At 53.2% G+C, this 20,631-nt stretch carries 17 protein-coding genes and 1 tRNA gene; 11 read left to right on the top strand and 7 right to left on the bottom strand.

Annotation, left to right across the window (positions count from 1 at the left end):
• The coding region (gene dnaX / locus LIO64_RS08390) for a DNA polymerase III subunit gamma/tau (protein WP_290548994.1) at positions 1 to 2,054 on the bottom strand (2,054 nt) is incomplete at its 3' end.
• A 273-nt stretch (positions 2,055 to 2,327) separates the two neighbouring features.
• Here dnaX and LIO64_RS08395 point away from each other — a divergent pair.
• From LIO64_RS08395 to LIO64_RS08405, 3 genes are all read left to right on the top strand, one after another.
• A complete protein-coding gene (locus tag LIO64_RS08395; RefSeq protein ID WP_290548995.1) occupies positions 2,328 to 3,050 on the top strand; it encodes a hypothetical protein in 723 nt (240 codons plus the stop codon).
• A gap of 46 nt (positions 3,051 to 3,096) precedes the next feature.
• A complete protein-coding gene (locus LIO64_RS08400) occupies positions 3,097 to 3,912 on the top strand; it encodes a hypothetical protein (protein WP_290548996.1) in 816 nt (271 codons plus the stop codon).
• 361 nt (positions 3,913 to 4,273) lie between these two features.
• A tRNA-Ser gene (locus LIO64_RS08405) sits at positions 4,274 to 4,366 on the top strand.
• Between the two features lie 90 nt (positions 4,367 to 4,456).
• On the opposite strand, the gene LIO64_RS08410 is transcribed toward LIO64_RS08405, so the two are convergent.
• Positions 4,457 to 4,624 (bottom strand): hypothetical protein, encoded by a 168-nt coding sequence (locus tag LIO64_RS08410; RefSeq protein ID WP_290548997.1) that lies wholly within the window; start codon positions 4,622 to 4,624, stop codon positions 4,457 to 4,459.
• 2,500 nt (positions 4,625 to 7,124) lie between these two features.
• Here LIO64_RS08410 and LIO64_RS08415 point away from each other — a divergent pair.
• Entirely contained in the window at positions 7,125 to 7,568 is a 444-nt protein-coding gene (locus LIO64_RS08415) for a hypothetical protein (protein WP_290548998.1), read from the top strand.
• A 1,371-nt stretch (positions 7,569 to 8,939) separates the two neighbouring features.
• On the top strand, positions 8,940 to 9,968 hold the full coding sequence (locus LIO64_RS08420; RefSeq protein WP_290548999.1) for a hypothetical protein: 1,029 nt from the start codon (positions 8,940 to 8,942) through the stop codon (positions 9,966 to 9,968).
• Between the two features lie 318 nt (positions 9,969 to 10,286).
• Here LIO64_RS08420 and radC read toward each other — a convergent pair whose 3' ends face one another.
• From radC to infA, 3 genes are all read right to left on the bottom strand, one after another.
• The gene (gene radC / locus LIO64_RS08425; RefSeq protein ID WP_290549000.1) at positions 10,287 to 11,027 is read right to left on the bottom strand and encodes a DNA repair protein RadC; all 741 of its coding nucleotides are present in this window, start codon (positions 11,025 to 11,027) and stop codon (positions 10,287 to 10,289) included.
• 1 nt (position 11,028) lies between these two features.
• Positions 11,029 to 12,519 carry an NAD(P)H-hydrate dehydratase gene (locus LIO64_RS08430; protein WP_290549001.1) on the bottom strand — a complete coding sequence of 497 codons (1,491 nt, stop codon included), beginning with the start codon at positions 12,517 to 12,519 and terminating at the stop codon, positions 11,029 to 11,031.
• A 94-nt stretch (positions 12,520 to 12,613) separates the two neighbouring features.
• The gene (gene infA / locus LIO64_RS13045) at positions 12,614 to 13,003 is read right to left on the bottom strand and encodes a translation initiation factor IF-1 (RefSeq protein WP_345779582.1); all 390 of its coding nucleotides are present in this window, start codon (positions 13,001 to 13,003) and stop codon (positions 12,614 to 12,616) included.
• A gap of 384 nt (positions 13,004 to 13,387) precedes the next feature.
• Between infA and rplM the strand changes: the two genes are divergently transcribed.
• From rplM to LIO64_RS08450, 3 genes are all read left to right on the top strand, one after another.
• The gene (rplM, locus tag LIO64_RS08440) at positions 13,388 to 13,816 is read left to right on the top strand and encodes a 50S ribosomal protein L13 (protein WP_290549002.1); all 429 of its coding nucleotides are present in this window, start codon (positions 13,388 to 13,390) and stop codon (positions 13,814 to 13,816) included.
• A 14-nt stretch (positions 13,817 to 13,830) separates the two neighbouring features.
• Complete coding sequence (gene rpsI, locus LIO64_RS08445; protein ID WP_022197696.1) at positions 13,831 to 14,226, top strand: 30S ribosomal protein S9; 396 nt, start codon at positions 13,831 to 13,833, stop codon at positions 14,224 to 14,226.
• A 117-nt stretch (positions 14,227 to 14,343) separates the two neighbouring features.
• Entirely contained in the window at positions 14,344 to 14,772 is a 429-nt protein-coding gene (locus LIO64_RS08450; RefSeq protein ID WP_290549003.1) for a hypothetical protein, read from the top strand.
• Positions 14,773 to 14,779: 7 nt separating this feature from the next.
• Here the strand turns inward: LIO64_RS08450 and LIO64_RS08455 are convergent, their stop codons facing one another.
• A complete protein-coding gene (locus tag LIO64_RS08455; RefSeq protein ID WP_290549004.1) occupies positions 14,780 to 15,217 on the bottom strand; it encodes a 23S rRNA (pseudouridine(1915)-N(3))-methyltransferase RlmH in 438 nt (145 codons plus the stop codon).
• Positions 15,218 to 15,223: 6 nt separating this feature from the next.
• Entirely contained in the window at positions 15,224 to 16,792 is a 1,569-nt protein-coding gene (locus LIO64_RS08460) for an excinuclease ABC subunit UvrC (protein WP_290549005.1), read from the bottom strand.
• A 112-nt stretch (positions 16,793 to 16,904) separates the two neighbouring features.
• Between LIO64_RS08460 and LIO64_RS08465 the strand changes: the two genes are divergently transcribed.
• Genes LIO64_RS08465 through LIO64_RS08475 form a run of 3 tightly spaced genes read left to right on the top strand, consistent with a single transcriptional unit; the run spans position 16,905 to position 20,608 of the window.
• Positions 16,905 to 17,696 (top strand): MotA/TolQ/ExbB proton channel family protein, encoded by a 792-nt coding sequence (locus LIO64_RS08465; protein WP_290549006.1) that lies wholly within the window; start codon positions 16,905 to 16,907, stop codon positions 17,694 to 17,696.
• Positions 17,697 to 17,732: 36 nt separating this feature from the next.
• Positions 17,733 to 18,179: a biopolymer transporter ExbD gene (locus tag LIO64_RS08470; RefSeq protein WP_290549007.1), complete on the top strand. Its 447-nt coding sequence runs from the start codon at positions 17,733 to 17,735 to the stop codon at positions 18,177 to 18,179.
• A complete protein-coding gene (locus LIO64_RS08475; RefSeq protein ID WP_290549008.1) occupies positions 18,176 to 20,608 on the top strand; it encodes a tetratricopeptide repeat protein in 2,433 nt (810 codons plus the stop codon). Before LIO64_RS08470 ends, LIO64_RS08475 begins: the two co-directional genes overlap by 4 nt.
• Positions 20,609 to 20,631: the final 23 nt, after the last annotated feature.

A 20,631-nucleotide genomic window follows, 5' to 3' on the forward strand; every position in this document is an offset into this window, starting at 1 on the left:
GGGGTGGGAGGGGGAGGTGCCGGCAGAGGGGCCAGCTCTTCCTGAACGGGCTCCGGAACGGAGGAGTCCTGATGAATGGAAATGGTAACGGGTGTTCCGCCACGTTTGGAAAGGTCTGCTTCCAGGACCGCCCGGAGGGGACCGGAACCAAGGCTGTCCATCCCCTGATGATCGGAAGGATGGAAGGAGATGGTGACGAATGAGCCCTCATGGCCGGAAAAAACGCTGTTGGACAAAAAGTCCGCTTGCAGGGGAAAGTTGACGGCGGCCTGTTCAAGCGCTGTTTTCCAATCCTCCTCCGTGATCGTCTTTCCGGATGGTAGCGCCGGAGCTTCCGATTCCTCTTTAGCAGAAGGAGCGGATGGGCGGGAAGGAGCGGTTGCCGTGTCGAACAGGTTGTCAAAGAAGCTGGTAGTGCGCCTTTCCGGAGGAAGGTTTTCCTCAGGGTCCATGAAGGTCGGCTCCGGGGAATCCGGAGGAGCCACGGGGGCGTCGGAAATGACGGAGACGGGGCGCTGGGGTTCTTCCAGGGGGCGGGAAATGGGGTCCGGTTGCGGTTCCGGTGCGGAGTAGGGTGGTTCTTCCACCGGATTAGCAGGGACGGGTTCTTCCACGGTGGTGGCTTCAGGAACCTCCGGTTCGGTTACAGATGGCTGCGGTTCGGGTTCCTCTGCGGGAGAGGAAGGAGCCTGAACACGGGCAGATTCCTTTGCCTGCACGGCAGGAGCCGGGGAGGGGGTGGCCGTAGCAAACTCCGGAACCGGGTCCATCAGGTGTTCTTCCGGAGCAAGCTCCGGTTTTTCTGCAGGAATAGACGTCTGAATATCTGCCGGAGGCTCCGTTGCGGGGACCGGGGCGGCAGGTGTGGGAGCGATCTGTTCCTGGCGGGTTTGAGGGGCGGGAGAAGGCATGGCGGCGGCCAGCGGCGCGCCTTCCAGCGCCATGATAATATCGCTGATGCTTGCTTCCGCCAGGGCATGAACGGCCTTGATCAGGCCCATTTCCAGATGCAGCCTTTTATTGGTGGACCAGCGCATCTTGTCTTCCGTTTCCGCCAGAACTTCCACCAGGCGCAGGATTTTATCCGTCTGGGTGTGTTTAACGAGTTCGACAAGCTTTTCCTTGGAAGATTCAGGCAGGGAATCAAAACTGGCTTCCGGGTCTACCTTGGAAACCAGGATTTCACGCACGGCGGAGATGATTTCAGAGAGGAACTGGCCCATGTCTCTCCCTGCTTCCGCCTGTTCATGCAGAAGATGCAGGAGGGAAGGAAGCTCCTTGTTCAGAATCAGTGCCAGGGCATGGGCTACAGTTTCCCGGGAAGTGATGCCGAAGATATGAAGCACCTGCTGTTCTTCAATGTGGTCCCCGCAGAAGGAAACCAGCTGGTCCAGCATGGATTGGGCGTCCCGCATGCCTCCGTCCGCCACTTTGGCGACGGCAAAGGCGGCTTCCCGGCTCAGGCTCACTCCTTCCGCAGAAGCAATGTGAAGCAGGTGGTCCGCAATAATTTCAGACGGAATGGGACGCAGGTCAAAGCGCTGGCAGCGCGACAGGATGGTTGGAAGAATCTTGTGGGGTTCCGTAGTCGCAAAGATGAATTTGACGTGAGGGGGCGGTTCCTCCAGGGTTTTCAGCAGGGCATTGAAAGACTCCTTGGTGAGCATGTGCACCTCATCTATATAGACGATACGGAAATTGCCTCTGCTGGGGGCGAAGCGTACGTTGTCCCTCAAGTCCCGGATGTGGTCGATGCCGCGGTTGGAGGCGCCGTCTATTTCCAGCACGTCCAGGCTCCGGCCCTCCGCGATTTCCTCGCAGATATCTTCGTGCGGGTCAAAGTCCACTTTTGGACCGCCGCTGCAATTCAGGGCTTTCGCAAAAATTCTGGCAGTGGATGTCTTTCCCGTTCCGCGGGGGCCTACAAAGAGATAGGCGTGCGCTAGGCGATTGTGTTCAATGGCATTTTTCAACGTCTGGACGACATGATCCTGTCCAAGGACGTCATCGAATGTCAGAGGACGGTATTTTCTGGCAAAGACCTGGTAACTCACGGTTCAGAAAGACTAGAAGATGAGTCCCTGTTTGAAAAGAAAATAGAGCGTAATTGTTTTAAAATGTTGATAAGAGAACTCTTGCGGCATCCCGTTACGGACCTTCCCTGAAAAAAATATCAAGAAAACAATGTGGATGTCATTTTGATGTTGAAATCTGAAAATGTTCATGCCAATCTCACAAAAGTAACAGGAACCTTCTCATCTCTATTATTTCCTATGTGGGTCAAAGTATCAATTGCAGCCTTGGTCATTGCTCTTCTCGGCGGAGCCATGTATTATCTTGATAACGAGGAAGCTCTAACCAAGGAGCGTAAGGAATGCGTCTCTCGCTACAAGAACCTGAACGGTCTTCGTGGTGAGTTTACGGAAGAAAAGACAAAATATGTCGACTTCCTTGTGAAAAATGAGGCTTTGACAAATGATATCAATAGCTTGACCAAGCAGAAGGACGATCTGGAAGCCAAGAATCAGGAACTGGCCGCCGCCAATGAGGCCAAGAAGACGGACCTTAAAACCCAGCAGGACGCTTTGGCTCAACTTCAGTCCAAGAGCAAGGATATGGAAAACATCCAGGCCATTGCTGATAAAATCAAGGGACTGGAAGAAGAATCCAAGCAGCTGGAAGTGGTCAAGCAGGCGGAACAGGGCAAGCATGATGCCATTGTGGCGGAAACGGAACAGCTTGTCGTAAACAATGCGGCCCTTCGCCAGCTCAAGGCTGACCAGGATGCGCACCTTTCCCCGCCCAACCTGAAAACTCGGGTTTCCCAGGTGATTCATGACTTTAATGTAGTGGTAATTGACGGTGGAGCTGCTGACTTGGGCGTGGTGCCCGGTTCCAAGCTGGCCGTGATGAGGGACGGCAACAAGATTGCCGAGCTTGACGTAAACGCTGTTGAATCTCGTGTTTCCACGGCCACCATTCTCCCCACCACGGTAACCGCCGGCGAACGTGTTGAAGCCGGAGACGTCGTTGTATCCGTTCGTCCCTAATTTTTCCCGGTTCAGTACACACCATACACTCTCACATACATACACAATGAAAACTGTCTTAGTAGTTTTATTGATTCTTGCCGCAGGTGCGGGCGCCTGGTTCTCCGGTCTTAGCGGCCTCTTCGGCGTCAATGGCCAGTATCAGGATTTCAAGGAAATGATCGCGTACCGCAAAGTTCTGGACAAGGAAATCCGGAATTGGACGGGATTGCGCAATGACATGATCAAGAACCGCGGTCTGGCTGCGGAAGAAAATCTGAGCCTGATCTCCAACAAGGCCTCCGTGACGCAGCAGCGTGACGAACAGCTTTCCAAGGCAACGGAACTGAAGGAAGAAGAAGTTCAGCTGAATGCGGATCTGTCCAAGATCAACAAGCAAATGGAGGAACTGAAAGCCAAGCTCAACGACTTTGGCGTTTCCAGCGTGCAGGAAATCCAGGCGAAGATGGAAGCCATGGAAACCTCCAACCACAAGCTTCAGGAAGACATTGACCAGATCAAGAGCGCTACGGAAGTAGCCGCCAAGAAGCGTGCCGAACAGGCTACCGAGCTGGCTAACCGCCAGAAGGAACAGGCTGAATACCGTGCCGCCCTCGCCAAGAATGGGGACGAATATCCCGTTCTGTCCGTGGACCCGCAATGGGGCTTTGTAGTGATTGGCGCCGGGGAAGGGAGCAACATTGATCCGAATACGGTTCTACTCGTTACTCGTGACGGCCGCAGCATCGGCAAGCTGAAGGTCACTTCTCTGGAAAAGAATCAGACGGTAGCTGACATCGTCAAGGATAGCGTGCCCGTCGGCATGAGCATCCAGCCTGGCGACATGGTGCAGCTCCTGCGTCCGTTGCAGTCTGCCAAATAAGATTCTGCCGTGTATTTTCCTTGAACCCCGCTGTGCTCTCCGGCATAGTGGGGTTCAACTTTTAAAAAGCAAATGATGAAACGATTCACAGGCTCCCTTTTGCTTACGTCCTTCTCCCTTCTTCTTATCTCTTCCTGCTCCTGGCTGATGGAGCCGCAAGAACGGGAACGTATTCCGCAACCGCCTCCCGGCCCGGAAAAGAGTGCTCTTCCCCATAACAAGACCCAGAAATTTGAAGCGGAAGCTACGCTCGGACCGTTGGCTTCTCCAAGGCGTTAAAAGCGTCCAGATGACGGTTGGCTATGATTCTGTTCTTTACAGCATCCTGCAAACCGGATACAAAAACTTCCGCTTTTTAAGCGGAGAGATGGCTGAGCTGGTCTAAGGCACTCGACTCGAAATCGAACGTGGGCTTTAAAACCCACCGTGGGTTCGAATCCCACTCTCTCCGCCAGTTTTTTATCACGCTAGAGAACGGAAAACCTGATTTTACAAGGTTTTCCGTTCTTTTGTTTACGCTGGAACACACTGGAAAATGGAAAGCTCACTGGGACACTTCACTGTACATGGTGTAACGAATGTCCAGCATGGCAGGAATCATGAAACGAAAGAACAGATGGATAGCCATGGGATGGGAAGGAGTTGATGAGAAGTATTGAAATTGACTGGTGCCCAAGGTGCTGATTCCCAGAGCCAACAAGCGGGCAGCCATGTCCCACAACAAGACTTGCGCCCAGGTCGTCCTCATATAGAGATAAACTGAACCTGTATCTTTCCGGCAGCGGCTTGTCCATGGACGACACCACGGCTATTACCTTCCCGGACGCTTCCGCGCCATCCTCCGGATTCAACTTGTTGGCCGCACACAGACGCCAAGCTTCTATGGTTTGCGCTGTATGGTCCGCGCAGGACGGACAGTCGCTTCTTCTGCACTTCCCGTTTTAACTCCATTCATATGTTTTCGCCCGTGTTTATGGAAAATGTCGTCGGAACAATGGAGCCCTTGTCAAACGGGCATTTCAACTCATTCACGTTGACAACCTTGGCTCCTCGTGGTAGGGAAGCAACATCTCCCCCGCCAGCGGATTGGGACGGCAGAGCGGCCTAGCTTGCCGGTCCTGGACCTAGGCGCGCGGTGCCGCTATTCGCGTTTGCAGGAGGTTGCCTGTGTCGGGCATCCGTCTGGCTCTTGTCAGACGCCCGCTCTGCAAGGGGGAGTTTCCTTCCTCTTGGCTTTTTGTTTTGCTCCACCGGATAAGCTGTCAGAATGGAATAAAACCCGTCCTTCCGCTCCAATTGCAGCAGCATCCATGAAGAAGGCTACCTTCCCTTGACCAGTAGCTCACGCCCGGGCGACACCTCGTAAAGCTCGCTCACATTCGCCAGAATGGAACTGATATAGCGTTCCGGGGAACGGGTCTTGCCAGAAGGAAAACCCGCGGAAAGCCAGGATATGCGTCAGGCCGTAACCACGGTGCTTTCCCAACATCGGAACTCACCAGCAGCCGTACCGGCATAGCGGGCTGCCTCTTGCGGCGCGGAATCAAAAACCGATCCGGTCTTCCGTCTACCCGGATGACGAACCTGCCACGTAATCCCACGGCTTTCCCGTCTCATGCAATTGCATGGCAAGTATCTACCCTGCCTCTGCCTCCGGCGGAAAACGCTCTCCGCAATAACGACAATTTCCATGCAGGCGGAAACTATGGTTATCCTGAAAAGATCTTGCAACAGTTTTCACGTTAGTTATACTGAAAAACGCTGAAAATCATAATATTAAGCATTTATTTAAATGACTCCAAAACTTGACTTGAATGAATGTCTAATAGATCGAATAAACTACTCGCTTTCCTTTTCGTTAAACAAGGAGACCCTAACTGTAAAAAGGGTATCCTTTGAGTCCTGTTGGAAAAAAATAGCTCTTACAGGATTGTTTTTCATCCCTGTAATCGGATTTTTATTGGCCACGTTATACTGTATTTATGCAGTCATTGCAGGTACGCCGTATGCGAACAATTGCTCGGAGGCGCTCCCTTTTTTGATCCTTATCACTGTTATCTGTCTGACCGCAATTCCATCTATAAATATCCTATATTCCAGCGAAAGTACTTTTGATAACGCGCAATGTTCCTTTATCGGCTTTTTTACCTCAAAAAAGATTCAGTTGGAAAATAGAAAACCCGTACTTACCCTAGAAATATACGATTCGCCAATGGGGGGATTCCTGGAAGGCAAAGTAAGAATACGAAGAAAAAGGAATTTTCCACCTTGGGACATTCATGTTTTCATGTTCCAGACGATAACATATCCCTGCAGAGAAATAGCGCACAAAAACGCTCATCTGATTAAGGAATATATTTCTGAAAACGCCAATTCACTATTTTCAGAAATAAAAATTGAAGATTAGAAAACCGGCTGTCTTTCCGCTCGGAAAAGAAATGTAATACCGATAAGGAAGGAATAAATAATATTCATAAAATACATATTATTGATTATATCAGGTATCATTATTACGAAGGCCCATGCCCAAGATAAACATGTGCTGTTAAAAGAAATCACGTCGATTCCCCCCTTATCTTATTTATGAAGAGAGTACAGATTCATTTCATAAGAGAATCAATCAAGGTAAATTCTGGTTTGATAAAAAAGAAAAAACTTCTTACTTATTTATAAATGGAGATGGAGAATTCGGAAAACGATTGTTCATCCTGCATCATAATTCCGACTTATATATTATTCATAAGAGCAGCAATGATGAAGATAAAAGGAATTGCATATTTTACAAATATAATCGTTCTGATAAAATGCTTTCCCTTATTGGAGAATTTAGAAAATCTTTATTTGAAAATAAGCAATGATCATTGCATAAATCAGTTTTGAATATGCAGATGGGAGATGCGGCGAATAATTTAAATAACAATTGTCGCTATAATGAAAAAATATTATTTTTTTACGGGATTTTTTCCAGTTTTGATTTTTATGGCTCACTCACCTGCCGTAGGCCATGTTTGCATGACCAAGGGAGTTGCATGAAGGGGGAGGCCAATGGTGCCAGCTAGCTTTTAAATGGCAAAATGAATAATATACAATCAAACCAAGCTGATGAACATCCACAGAATGTTGCCGATCATGGAATTGAATAATTTGTTCGGCTGCTATTCCAAAATGACTTTCACAGAAAAGTTGAAGGAAGCCCCCCATTGATCATCAACATGACTATCAAAATTGTTTTCATTCCTCTTGTAGTTTTCTTATTCCTTGTTGCTTCCTGCGATCAGGGAAAAGTGAAAAATCCCGATCAATGTTTCGGTGAATGGAAAATGCTGGATGATCCATCTCATGAAAAATCCTTCATTTTGAAAGAAAACGGAAAAGCTGAGTTTAATAATTTGCTTATTGCGGATATTGCGGGGAATGAAGAGGGGCAAATTCCTGAAACCGGTACGTGGAAACTTGTTTCAGACGGTTCGGAGGAGAGCTTTTTAGAAATTTGGTTTGTCTGGAATGGAGGTGAATATGGACAAGGGGGTAAACTCACGCTGAAGAAGGAATTGGAGGTCTGGTTTACGGTGGGCGATCCTGACGATCTTGAATGGAAACGTTTTCGCCTTGTGAAACCTCCATATAACAGCGGATCGAATAAAAATCAGAGATAGCCTATTATAGATATAGAGTTTCATCCCGGACACGTTGCTATTCTACAACTATCCGCTGCTCTGGGGGATTGGAAGAAGATTGTCCAGGTCATTCCTATTTCCTCGAAAGAACAAATTTTCAAGGAGGCATGTTCATGACAGGGAGAAGCATGGATGTATTTTTGCGATTGCCCTGTCTGGGAAATAATAAATTATTTCCTTTAATGAGCCGGGTTTGACTTCTTAGGAATGAGAGGAATATGATATACACGCTAAACGGGTCTAAATGAATGCGATCCTCTTTTCAAACGTGCCAGTGCATACTGTCCGTATGGTCGGATTTATATTTGCTCCGACCGAACCTGAAGACAGCATCATGCCTCGCCGCCATAACAAGCATGAAGTTTTGCCCGACAGGCGGGATTCATAAAAAGGATTCAAGTCAACCAGACGTGAGTAAATGAAGATAGATGAGCTCTCTTGTAATTTTGAAGGATAGCAAGACACTATCATGATCATTCCGATGCAATAAAAACGGATGCAAAAGACTATTGTTACCTCTTTAATCCCTCGTACGTCACTTGTTCTCGCAATAATAGCATGTGGAATTATATTAAGTTTATTCTTATGGGTTCTTTTCACACCTGGGAATGCCTATCAGAGTGATTTACCTATTTTAGTGGGAGTGCTTGTTTTAGGTTTTTATTTAACTCTTAAATTGAGTACTTATCGGCTGATATTTTATAACGACAGAATTATTAGAAAACTATGGGGGCGGCAACATGAAATTCTGTATAAAGATATAGACGAACTTATCATTGACGATTCATGTTTCGATGCCTATCAGATAGGTAAAGCCTTCGGTTCATCCATTTCTGATAAACTTAAGAAATATCAGATCTTTAATGTACGGATTATTGGAAATGGGTGCAATATACATTTCAGGTCAAAATGGTTCGACTCCCCAGAGCAGACCAATTACGCCCTTTCGTTTCTCCTGGAAAAATGTCCGCCTCAGCAACTGAAACGGGTCCGGGATTCTGATTCCTATACTGCGCACGACATAATATCAGTTATCAAATGGATCGTTCTGCTTTTCATATTAACATATGCGGCCAGTTTTATCTTTCCGTCTTGAATGCGGAAAAAATGGACATGTCAAGTGAACGGCATATTTTGATAATTCCAGTTGCTGGAACAGAAAACGTTATCAGAACTATACAAATCATAAATCACGACGCAGATCATTGCAATTCAGGAAAATGGGAGCTAAAGAGACTTAAGTTCATGTGTTACTTTTTTCTAATTTTTCAAGGTCAGGTTCAGCGAAAGCTTTTTTCTCATCGTCCGATTGCCGGAGAATGAAAATCTTGTAAAACCATTATTAACAGGATGAATGTTTTTGACTGCATCTTCCAAGACCAGACAAATGAATTTGTAGTTGGTAAAAGATCGCTCCATGGATCTTTATTGAAAATGGACGGAACTGTTTGCGGTCATTATTCTGTTGAAGCAGTTAACCAGGGATGTCATCTGCGTCTGTCTGTGGAATCTTCTGAACTGCAAGTTGACATACGGAAATCAATTAGTGGTTCCGTCAAATGGTTAAACAAGCTCTTCATGCCTTGGGGCAGGGGGAATGTTGTTCTCAACGGGAAGAATATTGCACAGTATGCTTCTTATGGGGAAATTCGATTTGAAGATCCCAAGCTGGGGTTTTTAAAAATTCTACAGGATGACAGCGCCCGCCGATTTCTGTGGGCCAGGGCACATGGATGTTCTTATGGTGATGCCGATAAATACAGTTACTACCGTGACACGATACTTGTGAGTGACGACGCTGTTTTTGCCTCCTTTTGCGGGTATTACAGACGTTCCCGTCTTTTTAATGGAAATGATGAACGTATCATCGTCAACATGCCGTTGGAAAAACAATGGTGTATTTTTGCCTTATGTCTGATATGGAACGCGATGAGACCGTTGGAAGGGGGCTTGGATAATGAAAGTACTTCTTCCTATAATTGCACAGGGGATCCAATCCCTGATATTCCTTCATTTGTGATAGTAGAGAAAGATGGAGAAAAGATACTTTCCACGGCTCCCGAAGATGTCAACGGGAGGATATTGAAACGCGATCGGTTTTTTCAATTTATCGCTCGTCGTTGTCAATGGTATCTTGGTATTCCTCTCATTCTGTTATGGTACGCCTTTTTAAAAGACTGTTATGGTTTTTTTCTTTTGGAAATGGACGGTATTCCGGAAGGAAGGCTTTGGACAACAGGCATTTTGTGTTTGTTGATCTCCCTTTTATATTGGAGAGCCGCTTTCCAGCATGGCGTTTCAACATATTGCCGGTTCCCTTTAAAAACCAGGGATTGTCCTATTGAGCACATCCCCGGGGGCGGTAGCCTTCCCTCCTAGGAACAATTCCAGACGAGGCAGGGTTCAACATCTTTTTCCGATACCGGCAGGTTGTAACTTGCCGGATATTTTTATCTTGGGCCATTTGGAGTATCAACATGGAGATTGCCGTGCCGTATTCCCAAGGAAAGGCTGTTTCAACATTGCCGCCGCCTGCGGCCACCATAAGCCTGCCAGCTGGAGGAGCGTGTTGCGCCCTGCATGCCGGGCATCATGGGCCGCATTGCCCATTCGTTATTATTCAGCAGGAAGTCCGTGGCAAGCGGGTTTTGCCCCTGTGCCGGGATGTTCCATGAAAAAGTCCGCAGGAATAGACATTCAATGATAGAAGGATCGTCCTTTGTCAGAGTCCTGGAGCCGGTCGCCGTCAGGATGGTTGTAGCTGTAATAGTTTCTGCGGGCAGTTTCAGTTGGCTTCCCGATGATCACGTGATCCATGAAACGGATCCCCAGAAGTTTGGCGCATTCTCTGACGCGTTCCGTCAGGAGGTCGTCCGTACGGCTGGGAGCGGGATTTCCGCTGGGGTGGTTATGCGCAAGAACAAAGCCGTAGGCGTTATGGATGACGCTGGGGCGCAGGATGTCGCGGGGATGGGCAATGGATTCGTTCAGGGTGCCGGTGGAGATTTCCACGGGTTTGATGAGGCGGCATTTGGCATCCAGCAGCAGGACAAGCACCGTTTCCTTGTCTTTCCAGCGCATGGCTGTAGCCAGGTAGTCATAGACGTCTTCCGGCGTTTGAATGGGCTGCCGTGCCAATGTTTCCCGGAGAGCCCTTGCGCCCAGTTCAAAAGCGGCGCTCAGCGTAGCTGCTTTCGCCAAGCCTATCCCCTTGCAGATGTCCGCTATTTCCCCAGCTTCCATGTGGGCCAGCGCGTCCAGGGAGCCTGCGGACTGGATCAGGTCAGAGGACAGGTCCAGCACGTTTTTTCCCTTGATGCCCATCCGCAGGAAGATGGCCAGCAGTTCCGCATTGCTGAGGGTGTGCCTTCCCTGGCGGAGCAGCTTTTCACGTGGCAGGGATTGGGCGGGAAGATCCTGGAGTCTGCGGTAGGCCATGTCAGTAGCAGAGGCGTGCGGTGGAAAGAATGGCGGCAGGCAGATGGCGCAGAGTATCTCCCGCCGTCAGGGTCTCCTGCGTGGAATCTCCGGAGGAGATGGCTATCTCGGAGGCTCTTCCGCACAGGTAGGCGCCCAGAACGGCGGAAACCAGCAGGGATTCCCCCTGGGCCATGAAGCCGCCGCAAACGCCTGCCAGCACATCTCCCTGGCCGGCTGTAGCCATGCCGGGGCCTCCGGTGATGTTGTAAAAGAGAGGTTTCCCGCGCTGGGTGACAATGGTGCGTGCCCCCTTGTAGATCAGGGCCGCTGCATGTTCCGCCAGGAAGCAGTCTGCAATGTCCGCCCGGATGGCGCAGCTGTCCGCGTCCGGCAGAAGACGGCGGATTTCCCCGTGGTGGGGAGTCGCCAGGATATGTTCTCCCAGGTTCCATTGCATGGCGGCGGCCAGGTTCAGTCCGTCCGCATCCAGGACGGCGGGAGTGCCGGTTTCCAGAATGAGGCGGATGGCTTCCGCGTCTTCCTCCGATACGGAACCAATGCCGGGGCCGATGAGGAAGGCGCTGAATGTCCGGATGGAAACCTCTGCGTAACTGTCCACGGGCTTGACCATGATTTCCGGCGGCATGGAAGGGGCTACCAGGGGATAAACGTCCCGGTGGACGTGCAGCGTAACCAGCCCGGTTCCGGCCCGGAGGGCGGCTTCACAGCAGAGTCTGGCCGCCCCCAGCATTCCCTCCGAGCCGGCAATGACGCCGATGTGCCCGCGTTTGTTTTTATAGTCCGTATAAGGTCTTGCGGAGAGGAATTTGGTGAGACGGGACGAGGTGATCAGTTCCGTAGCCGGGAGCGCGTGCACGTGGAGCCCGGGCAGGTCAATGCATGCCAGGCGGCCCGCGTGCAGGGTGGCGTCATCATCCAGCAGTCCCTGTTTCACGGCGCCTATGCACATCGTGAAATCCGCCTCCACGGCGTTTTCCTGGGGCATGCCCGTGTCAGGGTCAACTCCGGTGGGGATGTCAATCGCCACGGTACGCACCGCCCCGCAGCGGTCCCGCAGGTAGTTCATTTCCGCGCAGAGGGTGGAGATTTCCTTGCGGAGCAACCCTTTTGCTCCAATGCCCAGCAGGCCGTCCAGCAGGATCATGGGTTTTCCCGTACGGGGAAGGGGCGCTTCCTGGTATTCCTGGGGCGGCGGGGAAATTTCCGCCAGTTGCCGCACGGGCAGTTCCCCCCATTCGGCGCGTGGATAGGCGGAGCGGAGCCCTATTTCCCAGCCGTGCTGCTTCAGGATGTTGAGAACGGTAAGCGCGTCTCCCCCGTTGTTGCCTTTTCCCACATAGGCGATGCATAGCCCTGGAACGGGAAAGAACTGCATGACGGCTTCCGCAATGCCGGCGGAAGCCTGTTTCATCAGGGTTCTGGCCGGCGTTCCGTTGACGATGAGCTCGCGTTCCGCGATCTGCATGTTTTCCGTAGAGCAAATTTTCATGGCGCGCTGATAAAGTCAGTCTGCACTCTACGCTAAAAAACCTTCTCCTGCAAGCCGGAGAAGGTTTTTTGCAAAAGGAGTGAATCCGGGACGGTTAACCGATGCGGAACGTGATACGCGCCTTGGTCATGTCATAGGGGGACATTTCCATGCGTACCTTGTCACCCACCACGATTTTGATGAACCGTTTGCGCATCTTGCCGGAAATATGGGCGAGCACTTCGTGTCCGTTGGGCAGGCGCACTTTGAACATGGTGCCTGCCAGCACGGCACAGATGGTGCCTTCCACTTCAATTTCACTTTCGGAGTTTTCTTCCTTGGGAGCCGATTTACTGAAATGCCTTCTGCCCTTGGTGTGTCGTCCTCCGCCTCCTTGCGGGCGCGGGCGGTTGGGGCCTCCTCCGGGACGGGGGGCTCCGCCCGTTTTGGCTGCTCCCGGTCCTGTGGATTGTCCCGCCGGGCGGGCTGGTCCGGAGCCATTCACGGCAGCCCGGGGTTGTCCGGGACGGGCGCCTGTGCCGGCCGGTCTTGCGCTGCTACCTGCCGGTCTGGCGCCGGGGCGGGAATTCTGGCCGCCGCTGGGGCGGTTGCTGGGTCTTGGATTCGGGCTGATAGGATTCTCCTTGTAAGGTTAAAGTAAACGCGCGTGTACAGAATTTGCGCAGGCGAATAATAGGCCATATTTCCACGAGGGCAAGCCCTGAATGTGAAAACGCCGCAATTAAGCCTCGATTCCGCGGAGGGGATGGGAAAAAGGGGGGCAAAAGAGAAAAAGTATTTGACATTTACATGAATAATCATTAGGAATGCGCCCCCGAATTGGAAGATTACGGCAGGATGCCGAAAAACGAGAACGAAGAATTGAACCATGAAGACCTTCTCAGCCAAACCGCAAGAAGTAGAGCGCAAATGGTATGTTATAGACGCTGCCGACAAGGTGCTCGGCCGTGTTGCCGTTGAAGCGGCTAACATTTTGCGTGGCAAGAACAAGACAATTTTCACCCCCCACGTTGATTGTGGCGACTTTGTCATTATCGTAAACGCGGACAAGGTGGTGTTGACCGGCAACAAGGAAAACGCCAAGATTTACACCCGGTTCTCCGGTTATGTCGGCGGCAAGCAGGTAGATACTCCCCGGAAGATCCGTGCCCGCCGTCCCGAACTTCTTCTGGAACTGGCCGTCAAGGGCATGGTGCCCCACACCCGCCTGGGACGCCAGCAAATGACCAAGCTGAAGGTTTATGCCGGTGCCAGCCATCCGCATGAAGCCCAGCAGCCCACCGCCGTCACCCTTTAATTGATTTCCCAGACATGAGTCAGACAACCCCATACAACGCCACCGGCCGTCGCAAGACCGCCATTGCACACGCTTGGCTTACTGAAGGTTCCGGTCGCATCACGATCAATCGCCGCGGTTTTGAAGAATACCTTCCCACCGTTCAGTTGCAGAACGCCGTTCTCCAACCCTTCCAGGTCACCAACACTATGAACAAATTTGACGTGAACGTCGTCACCAAGGGCGGCGGCATTCACGGCCAGGTGGGCGCCATCCGCATGGCGATCGCCCGCGCTCTGGTTCAGGTTGATGAAGCCTCCCGCGCCCAGTTGCGTGAATTCGGTCTTTTGACCCGCGATTCCCGCATGAAGGAACGTAAAAAGCCCGGTCGTCCCGGTGCCCGCAAGCGTTACCAGTTCTCCAAGCGCTAAGCTTGGCTGGCTGCGAAGGAACTGGCTTTACCATTTCTTTCTCGGGAAAGGAGTACTCCTCAGGGAGTACTCCTTTTTCGTTGCAGGGAAAGATGGTTGCTGTTATGAACGTTCATCATGACAGCTGATGATCGGGAAAACAAAGATCTGGAACCTTCTGCAGAGGAGGCAAAAACGGAAAGGGCCGTTTTTCCGGTTCTTCTTTTATTGAGCGCTCCGTTTTTGTTAGTGCTGGCGTCTTGCCTGAGGCATTCTTATCAAAAGATAGGCCACGCTTCCAAGGTGATCGAATACGGTCCTGCTTTCCCGTTGTTCCAGTTTGCAAGTGTCGCCTTGTATTTTTACCTGGCTTATGTGGCCTTTAAGAAAGGGTTTCCCGGCTGGGGCTGGGTATTTGGCTCCCTTGCGGTGGCGTTCAATCCTTTTCCCTTATTGGCCACGGGGATGATGGGTGACTCCGTAGCGTGGGGCGTGGCCGTGCTTGCTGCGGTTGCCGTGACGGTGAAAGTTTTGATGGACTCCCCGAGAGAGGAAAGGGATCTGTAGGAATAATTCACCGGTGGTACGGCGTTCCCGCCAGAATGGTATGGCAGCGGTAAAGCTGTTCCAGTAGAACCACGAGCGCCAGCTCGTGCTGAAGGGTGAATTTACTCAGGGCCAGAATATGGTCGCACCGGGAACGCAGTTCTTCCGTGTGGCCGTCCGATGCTCCGATGAGGAAGGCGATGCGGCGCACGGAACGCATCTGCCAGTCTTTCGCCAGCTTGACCAGCTTTTCCGTCGTCCAGAGTTCTCCGCGTTCGTCCATGGCGATGCGCAGGCAGCCCTCGCTGGCGGCCAGCAGCCGTTCTGAAACGTCTTTGGAACTGCCGTCCCTGACAAGTTTAAGTTCCGATTTGCCAAAGGGCCGGAGGCGGTTGAGATAGAGTTCCACGCCTTCCCGGGCGTAGTTCAGGGCCGGCTTTCCCGCGGCCAGGATTAGGAATTGCATGTGAAGTCAGGAGTTGGGAGATGAGTTGAGATAGTCCAGCAGATTGCGGGCCCATGTTTCGGAGATGCCGCGGATGGCGGCAATGGAGGCGGGATCCGCCCTCTTGATAGCGGCCACGGACTTGAATTTTTCCAGCAGCAGGCTTTTTTTGGAGGCGCTCATACCCGGAGCGTCGTCCAGGGCGCTTTCCCGCATGCGCTTCCGGTAAAGCAGCTCGTTGTATCCGTTGGCGAAACGGTGGGCTTCATCCCGGATGCGCTGCATGAGCTTGAGAGCTCCCGTGCTGTGCGGCAGGCAGAGCGGCTGTGACTGGTGGGGAAAGAAGATTTCCTCCCGCTGCTTGGCGAGACCGACGATAGGCATGTCCCCCAGGCCGATGGCTTCCAGATCAGCCAGGGCGGAGGAAAGCTGGCCCTTGCCGCCGTCCACCACCACCAAGTCCGGGACCTTGATGGGGGCTTTCCCCTCCGCGCTGAGTTTTTTGAGCCACTGGTACAGGCTGATGTCCGCAGGCCGTGACGCGACGGCGTCGCTTTCCGCCAGAATGCGGGAATAACGCCGCCGGATGACTTCCGACATGGAGGCGAAGTCATTCTGTCCGTCCACCGTGCGGATGCGGTAGCGGCGGTAGGCCTTGTTGTCCGGCCTACCGTTGGTGAAGCGCACCATGGAGGCTACGATGTGGTTGGAAGAGACGTTGGAAATATCAAAGCATTCCATGATGGCGGGGGGCTCTTCCAGTCCTAGGGCCAGTCCCAGTTCCTTCATATCCTCTTCCGGCCGCACGGTGCCGGGCAGGTTGGGCGTTCCCTTCTGGAATCGCCGTGCGGGCTCCAGAACCTTGATCAGGTTGTCCCGGATGTCCCGCAGGTAGGCCGCCCGTTCAAAATCCAGCTCTTCGGAGGCCTGCATCATTTCCTGCGTGAGCTCGTCCAGCGTGCTTTTCCTGCCGGTTCCTTCCAGCAGGCGGAGCGCCTGGTCAAAGTTCCGGTTATACTCACTAAGGGAAATGCGCCCGACGCACGGGGCGGAGCAGTTGCGTATCACGTCCGCATGGCAGTGTTTGAAGTCATTGAGTCCCGGATTCCTGGCCTTGCAGGTCCGTAGCCGGAAGTGGCGGTTGAGCCATTCCTGCGTGGCGTAAAGCGCCTGGGAGTGGACAAAGGGGCCGAAGTAACGCGCCCCGTCGTCCTTCCGTACCCGCGCCAGCTGGAAGCGGGGCAATTTTTCCCCCTTCGGCACCTTCAGCAGGGGGTAGCGCTTGTCATCCTTCATCTGGATGTTGTAGTGGGGGCGGTACTGCTTGATCAGCTTGCTTTCCAGCAGAAAAGCCTCCTGGTCGTTCCTGGTCTCAAAGTAGTCGAATGACGCAATGGCATTGATGAGGGCCCTTGTCTTGTGGTTGGAAAGGGTGGCTCCCGTGGGGGAAAAGTAGTTGCCCAGGCGCCGGTGGAGGTCCTTGGCCTTGCCTACGTAAATGGTATTCCCCAGGACGTCTTTCATGATGTAAACGCCGGGTTTATGCGGGGTTTGCCTCCAGAGTTCCTTCAGGGATGGTTTTTCACGATCTGCCACGGGGATTATTATGCCATAGACAGCAAGAAAAGAAACTGCGGAAACGTACTGCATTACGGCTACTTGACTTGCCTACGAATCCATCTTCTGTATAATCCTCTATGTCTTTTGTATGAATCCTGTACCGTTTACCACGCTGGCTGCCGCCATGGACTTTGTGGTGGGAGATAGAAACTATCCCCTCTCCGAGCTGTTCGTCAAAGGCGGCTTTATCATGTGGCCGCTTCTCCTGTTATCCATTGCCGGGGTGGTGGTGCTGGTCATGTGCTGTTTTTCCACCCGCGCTTCCTCCGTTCTGCCCACCAAGCTGGTGGAACAGGCGGAATCCTTTATCCGCAAGAGGGATTACACGGGGCTTTCCATCCTCTGCAAGGATGGGGATTCCTGCTATGCGCGCGTGATGCTGACGGTAGCCAATTTCATGCTGCGCAATCCTTCCGCCCAGTTTGAGGAGGTAAGGGAAATAGCCGCCGCGGAAGGCGGAAGGCAGGCAGGGTTTCTGAGCCGCCAGATTTCCTGGTTGTCGGACATCGGGGCTCTGGCCCCCATGCTTGGGCTGCTGGGTACGGTGGTAGGGATGATGAAGACCTTTTTTGAGATCGCCAATGGTGATTTTTCCGGCGGCAAGCAGCGCATCGATATGGCGGGCGGCGTGGCGGAAGCCCTGATTACGACGGCGGGCGGCCTGATGCTGGGCATTCCCGCCATTCTGGCTTATGTGTATTTCCGCAGCCGGGTGCACAAGCGCGTGGGTGACCTGGAAGCCGCTGTGACGCATAGCGTTTCCGTAGTCGCCACCCAGCTTCAGAAACCGCATGCCGGAGGATTCGGCACATTTCATGAGGAACAACTTCCCAAAGTTCCCGTAGACCCCACCTCCCTGCGCGACGTGCGCGGACTTTAGCCGGAAGCGGGAACGCCCACAACACCGGAAGAACGTATGAAATTCCACTATAAAATGCCCAATCCCATCGGGTTCCAGCTGGCGCCCATGCTGGACATTGTTTTTCTGCTGCTGGTGTTTTTCGTCGTGACCCAGACCTTTGAGGACGATGAGCCGGATCTTTCCATCAACCTTCCCTCTGCGGAAACTCCCAAGCCCGGTGAAAACGTTTCCAATGAAATCATCGTGAATATCCGCAAAGACGGCACGGTGGTGATCAACCGTCAGCCGTACACCATGCCGCAGCTGGAAGACAAGCTTCTTTCCGTGGCCCGGCTGGATAAAACCATGCTCGTCCGCATCCGCGTGGATGAAAAGGCTGAGTCCGGCGTAGTGGTGCATGTGATGGACGCCTGCCTGAAAGCCGGGCTGAACAACGTTTCCTTCTCCACGCGGCCACCGGCGCCGTCTTCCGTCAATGTTTCCAACCCCCAGGCTTCATGAAAGCGTTCCTTTTCCTTAATGCAGGTTTAATGACCCTGGCTGCGTTTGCCGCCGCCCAGGAAAACATTCCGGACGCCGCTCCCGTGGCGGACGGTCCGCTGGTCGCCAATCCGGAGCAGGATACCCTGGATATGGCGGATATGCTGTACAAGCAGGCCCAGGAGCCGGCCACCAGGGGAAACCCGCAGGAATATGCCCGCCTGCTTGATCTGAGCCTGCGCAAGTATCTGGAATTTTCCCAGCGTTTTCCCCAGTCCGCCCAGGCTCCCCTGGCCGAGTACCGCGCCGCCATGTGCCTGGCGGAGCTCGGAAGGAAGGAGGATGCACATGCGCTGTTCCTCAGGCTGACCCAGACGGGCTCCCCGGCCCTGGTCGCCGCTTCCGCCTACCGGCTGGCGACGGACGCCTCCGCCGCCGGAGAAACGGAAAAGGCCATCCAGTATTATCAGCTCGTGGTCCGCAACGCGGAGCAGAATGATTTGAGGGTGGACGCCCAGTACCGTCTGGGACGCCTGTTTCTTTCCAGTGGAAATCCGGAAGCCGCCGCCACCATGTTCTGCGCGGTGATGGGCAATCCGGAGGCGGACGGAAAGTTCGTTCTGGTATCCCGGATGGGGTATGCCGCCCTGTGCGCGGATACGGGCCGCTTGGGGGAAGCCTATTCCGAATACCGCAAGGTGCTGGAAACGCCCGGCGTGGATAACAGGAACCGGGGCATCGCCACCCTCCAGGCCGCCATGCTGGCTACCAAGCTGAAAAAAACTGCGGAGGCCCAGAGCCTTTATGAACAGCTTTTGAAAGACGAGTCCCTGAAGGAGATGGCCCCGGAGGCCCGCATGGGATTGCTCCTGGGGCTGTACAATATGGGCAAGTACAAGGAGATCCTTTCCCAGTACGCGCAGCAGAAGGGCATGAAGATGGCGACCAAGGAAGGCCAAGTGCGCCTGCTGATGCTGCTGGGCCAGTCCGCCTACAAGCTGAAGGAGTACCAGAAGGCGGCGGAGTTCTTCCTGGAAGCGGAAAAGTCCGTTCCCTACACGCAGGAGGCCATGCAGGCCTCCTTCTACCGCCTGCTGTGCTATAACGAACTCAAGCAGAAGGATCTTCCCCAGCGGGCGCAAAGTTTCCTGAACCATTATGCCAAGGCTTTCCCGACCAGCGAGCTGCACGACATGGTGCGCCTGATGGCGGCGGAGAACCTGTTCAATACCAGTCCTGCGGACGCCGCCCTGTTTTACGCCAGCATTGATTTTGACAAGCTTCCTCCCCACATGTGTCCGGATATTCTGTACAAGAGCGCGTGGGCGCTCGCCCAGGCCGGAAACCGGGGCCCGGCGGCCGATTTGCTGACGACCTTTATCAACAAGTACCCGAAGGATCCCCGCATTTGCGAGGCTCTGACCCTGCGCGGAGATATGTATGCCAAGACCAAGAAAGAAGCGGAAGCCCTGATGGACTTTGACAGGGTGATCGCGCGCTGGCCCAAGGCGGAATCCGCAGCCGCCGCATGGCAGCGGGCCGCCCAGATTTATGCGGGCCGCCAGGACATGGTGAACATGGCGAAATATTATGAAGGCCTGATCCAGAATTTCCCGAAAGCGTCCCCCGCCGCTCTGGCGGAAGCCCATTTCCTGCTGGGCCGCGCGGCGTTTGACCAGGGGGATTTCAAATCCTCCATCAACCATATGGCGGAGGCCAAGACGCTGGATCCCCAGAAGTACGGGGAACAGGTGAACGTGCTTTCCGTCCTGTCCTATCACAAGCTTCAGGATGTGAACAAATTGAAGGAGGCCCTGGAAACCCTGCAGAAGGAAAATCCCTCCGCCGTGGCCCGCGTGCCGGACGTCATTCCCGCGTGGCTGGGCCTTCAGGCTTACGGCATGAAGGACCTGGAAACGGCGGACAAGTACATGACCTGGGCCACGCAGAATGACCAGCTTCAGAATGTGAAGAAGGTGATTTGGCGCAATCTGGCGAAGGTGCGCCTGGCGCTCAAGAAGTATGACCGCGCCCTGGTGGCTTCCAACAACTTCCTGAAGGAGGAGAACCAGCCCTACCGCCGTGCGGACGGCTTGCTGGATAAGGCCTCCATCCTGCTGGGGCTGGGCAAGTATGCGGACGCCCGGAAGACGGCGGAGGAAGCTCTGGCCCTGGGAGTGGAAGGCCCGCTGATGGCTTCCCTGAAAATTGTTCTGGGGGACATTTCCTATGCGGAAAAGAAGTTTGATGAAGCGGCCAAGTACTACGGAGTCACGGCCGAGTTGTTTGTCAATGACGCGGAACTGAAGCCCAAGGCCCTGTACAAGGCGGCGGAAGCGCTGGACAAGGCCGGCCGCAAGTCGGAGGCTTCCCAGTACCGGGCGCGCCTGCAGAAGGAGTTCCCGGATTGGAAGCAGGATGGAGAATCACTGCCCCCGGACGCCCGCTAGGCGTCCCCAATGATTGGCACCGG

This window comes from Akkermansia sp., assembly GCF_020860705.1.
Taxonomy (GTDB): Bacteria; Verrucomicrobiota; Verrucomicrobiia; order Verrucomicrobiales; family Akkermansiaceae; genus Akkermansia.

Bases quoted from the DNA above. Each gene is read 5' to 3' on its own strand.
- LIO64_RS08395 (WP_290548995.1), top strand. From the start codon at position 2,328: ATGTATTATCTTGATAACGAGGAAGCTCTAACCAAGGAGCGTAAGGAA.
- LIO64_RS08400 (WP_290548996.1), top strand. From the start codon at position 3,097: ATGAAAACTGTCTTAGTAGTTTTATTGATTCTTGCCGCAGGTGCGGGC.
- LIO64_RS08410 (WP_290548997.1), bottom strand. From the start codon at position 4,624: ATGGCTGCCCGCTTGTTGGCTCTGGGAATCAGCACCTTGGGCACCAGT.
- LIO64_RS08415 (WP_290548998.1), top strand. From the start codon at position 7,125: ATGACTATCAAAATTGTTTTCATTCCTCTTGTAGTTTTCTTATTCCTT.
- LIO64_RS08420 (WP_290548999.1), top strand. From the start codon at position 8,940: ATGAATGTTTTTGACTGCATCTTCCAAGACCAGACAAATGAATTTGTA.
- radC (WP_290549000.1), bottom strand. From the start codon at position 11,027: ATGGCCTACCGCAGACTCCAGGATCTTCCCGCCCAATCCCTGCCACGT.
- LIO64_RS08430 (WP_290549001.1), bottom strand. From the start codon at position 12,519: ATGAAAATTTGCTCTACGGAAAACATGCAGATCGCGGAACGCGAGCTC.
- rplM (WP_290549002.1), top strand. From the start codon at position 13,388: ATGAAGACCTTCTCAGCCAAACCGCAAGAAGTAGAGCGCAAATGGTAT.
- rpsI (WP_022197696.1), top strand. From the start codon at position 13,831: ATGAGTCAGACAACCCCATACAACGCCACCGGCCGTCGCAAGACCGCC.
- LIO64_RS08450 (WP_290549003.1), top strand. From the start codon at position 14,344: ATGACAGCTGATGATCGGGAAAACAAAGATCTGGAACCTTCTGCAGAG.
- LIO64_RS08455 (WP_290549004.1), bottom strand. From the start codon at position 15,217: ATGCAATTCCTAATCCTGGCCGCGGGAAAGCCGGCCCTGAACTACGCC.
- LIO64_RS08465 (WP_290549006.1), top strand. From the start codon at position 16,905: ATGAATCCTGTACCGTTTACCACGCTGGCTGCCGCCATGGACTTTGTG.
- LIO64_RS08470 (WP_290549007.1), top strand. From the start codon at position 17,733: ATGAAATTCCACTATAAAATGCCCAATCCCATCGGGTTCCAGCTGGCG.
- LIO64_RS08475 (WP_290549008.1), top strand. From the start codon at position 18,176: ATGAAAGCGTTCCTTTTCCTTAATGCAGGTTTAATGACCCTGGCTGCG.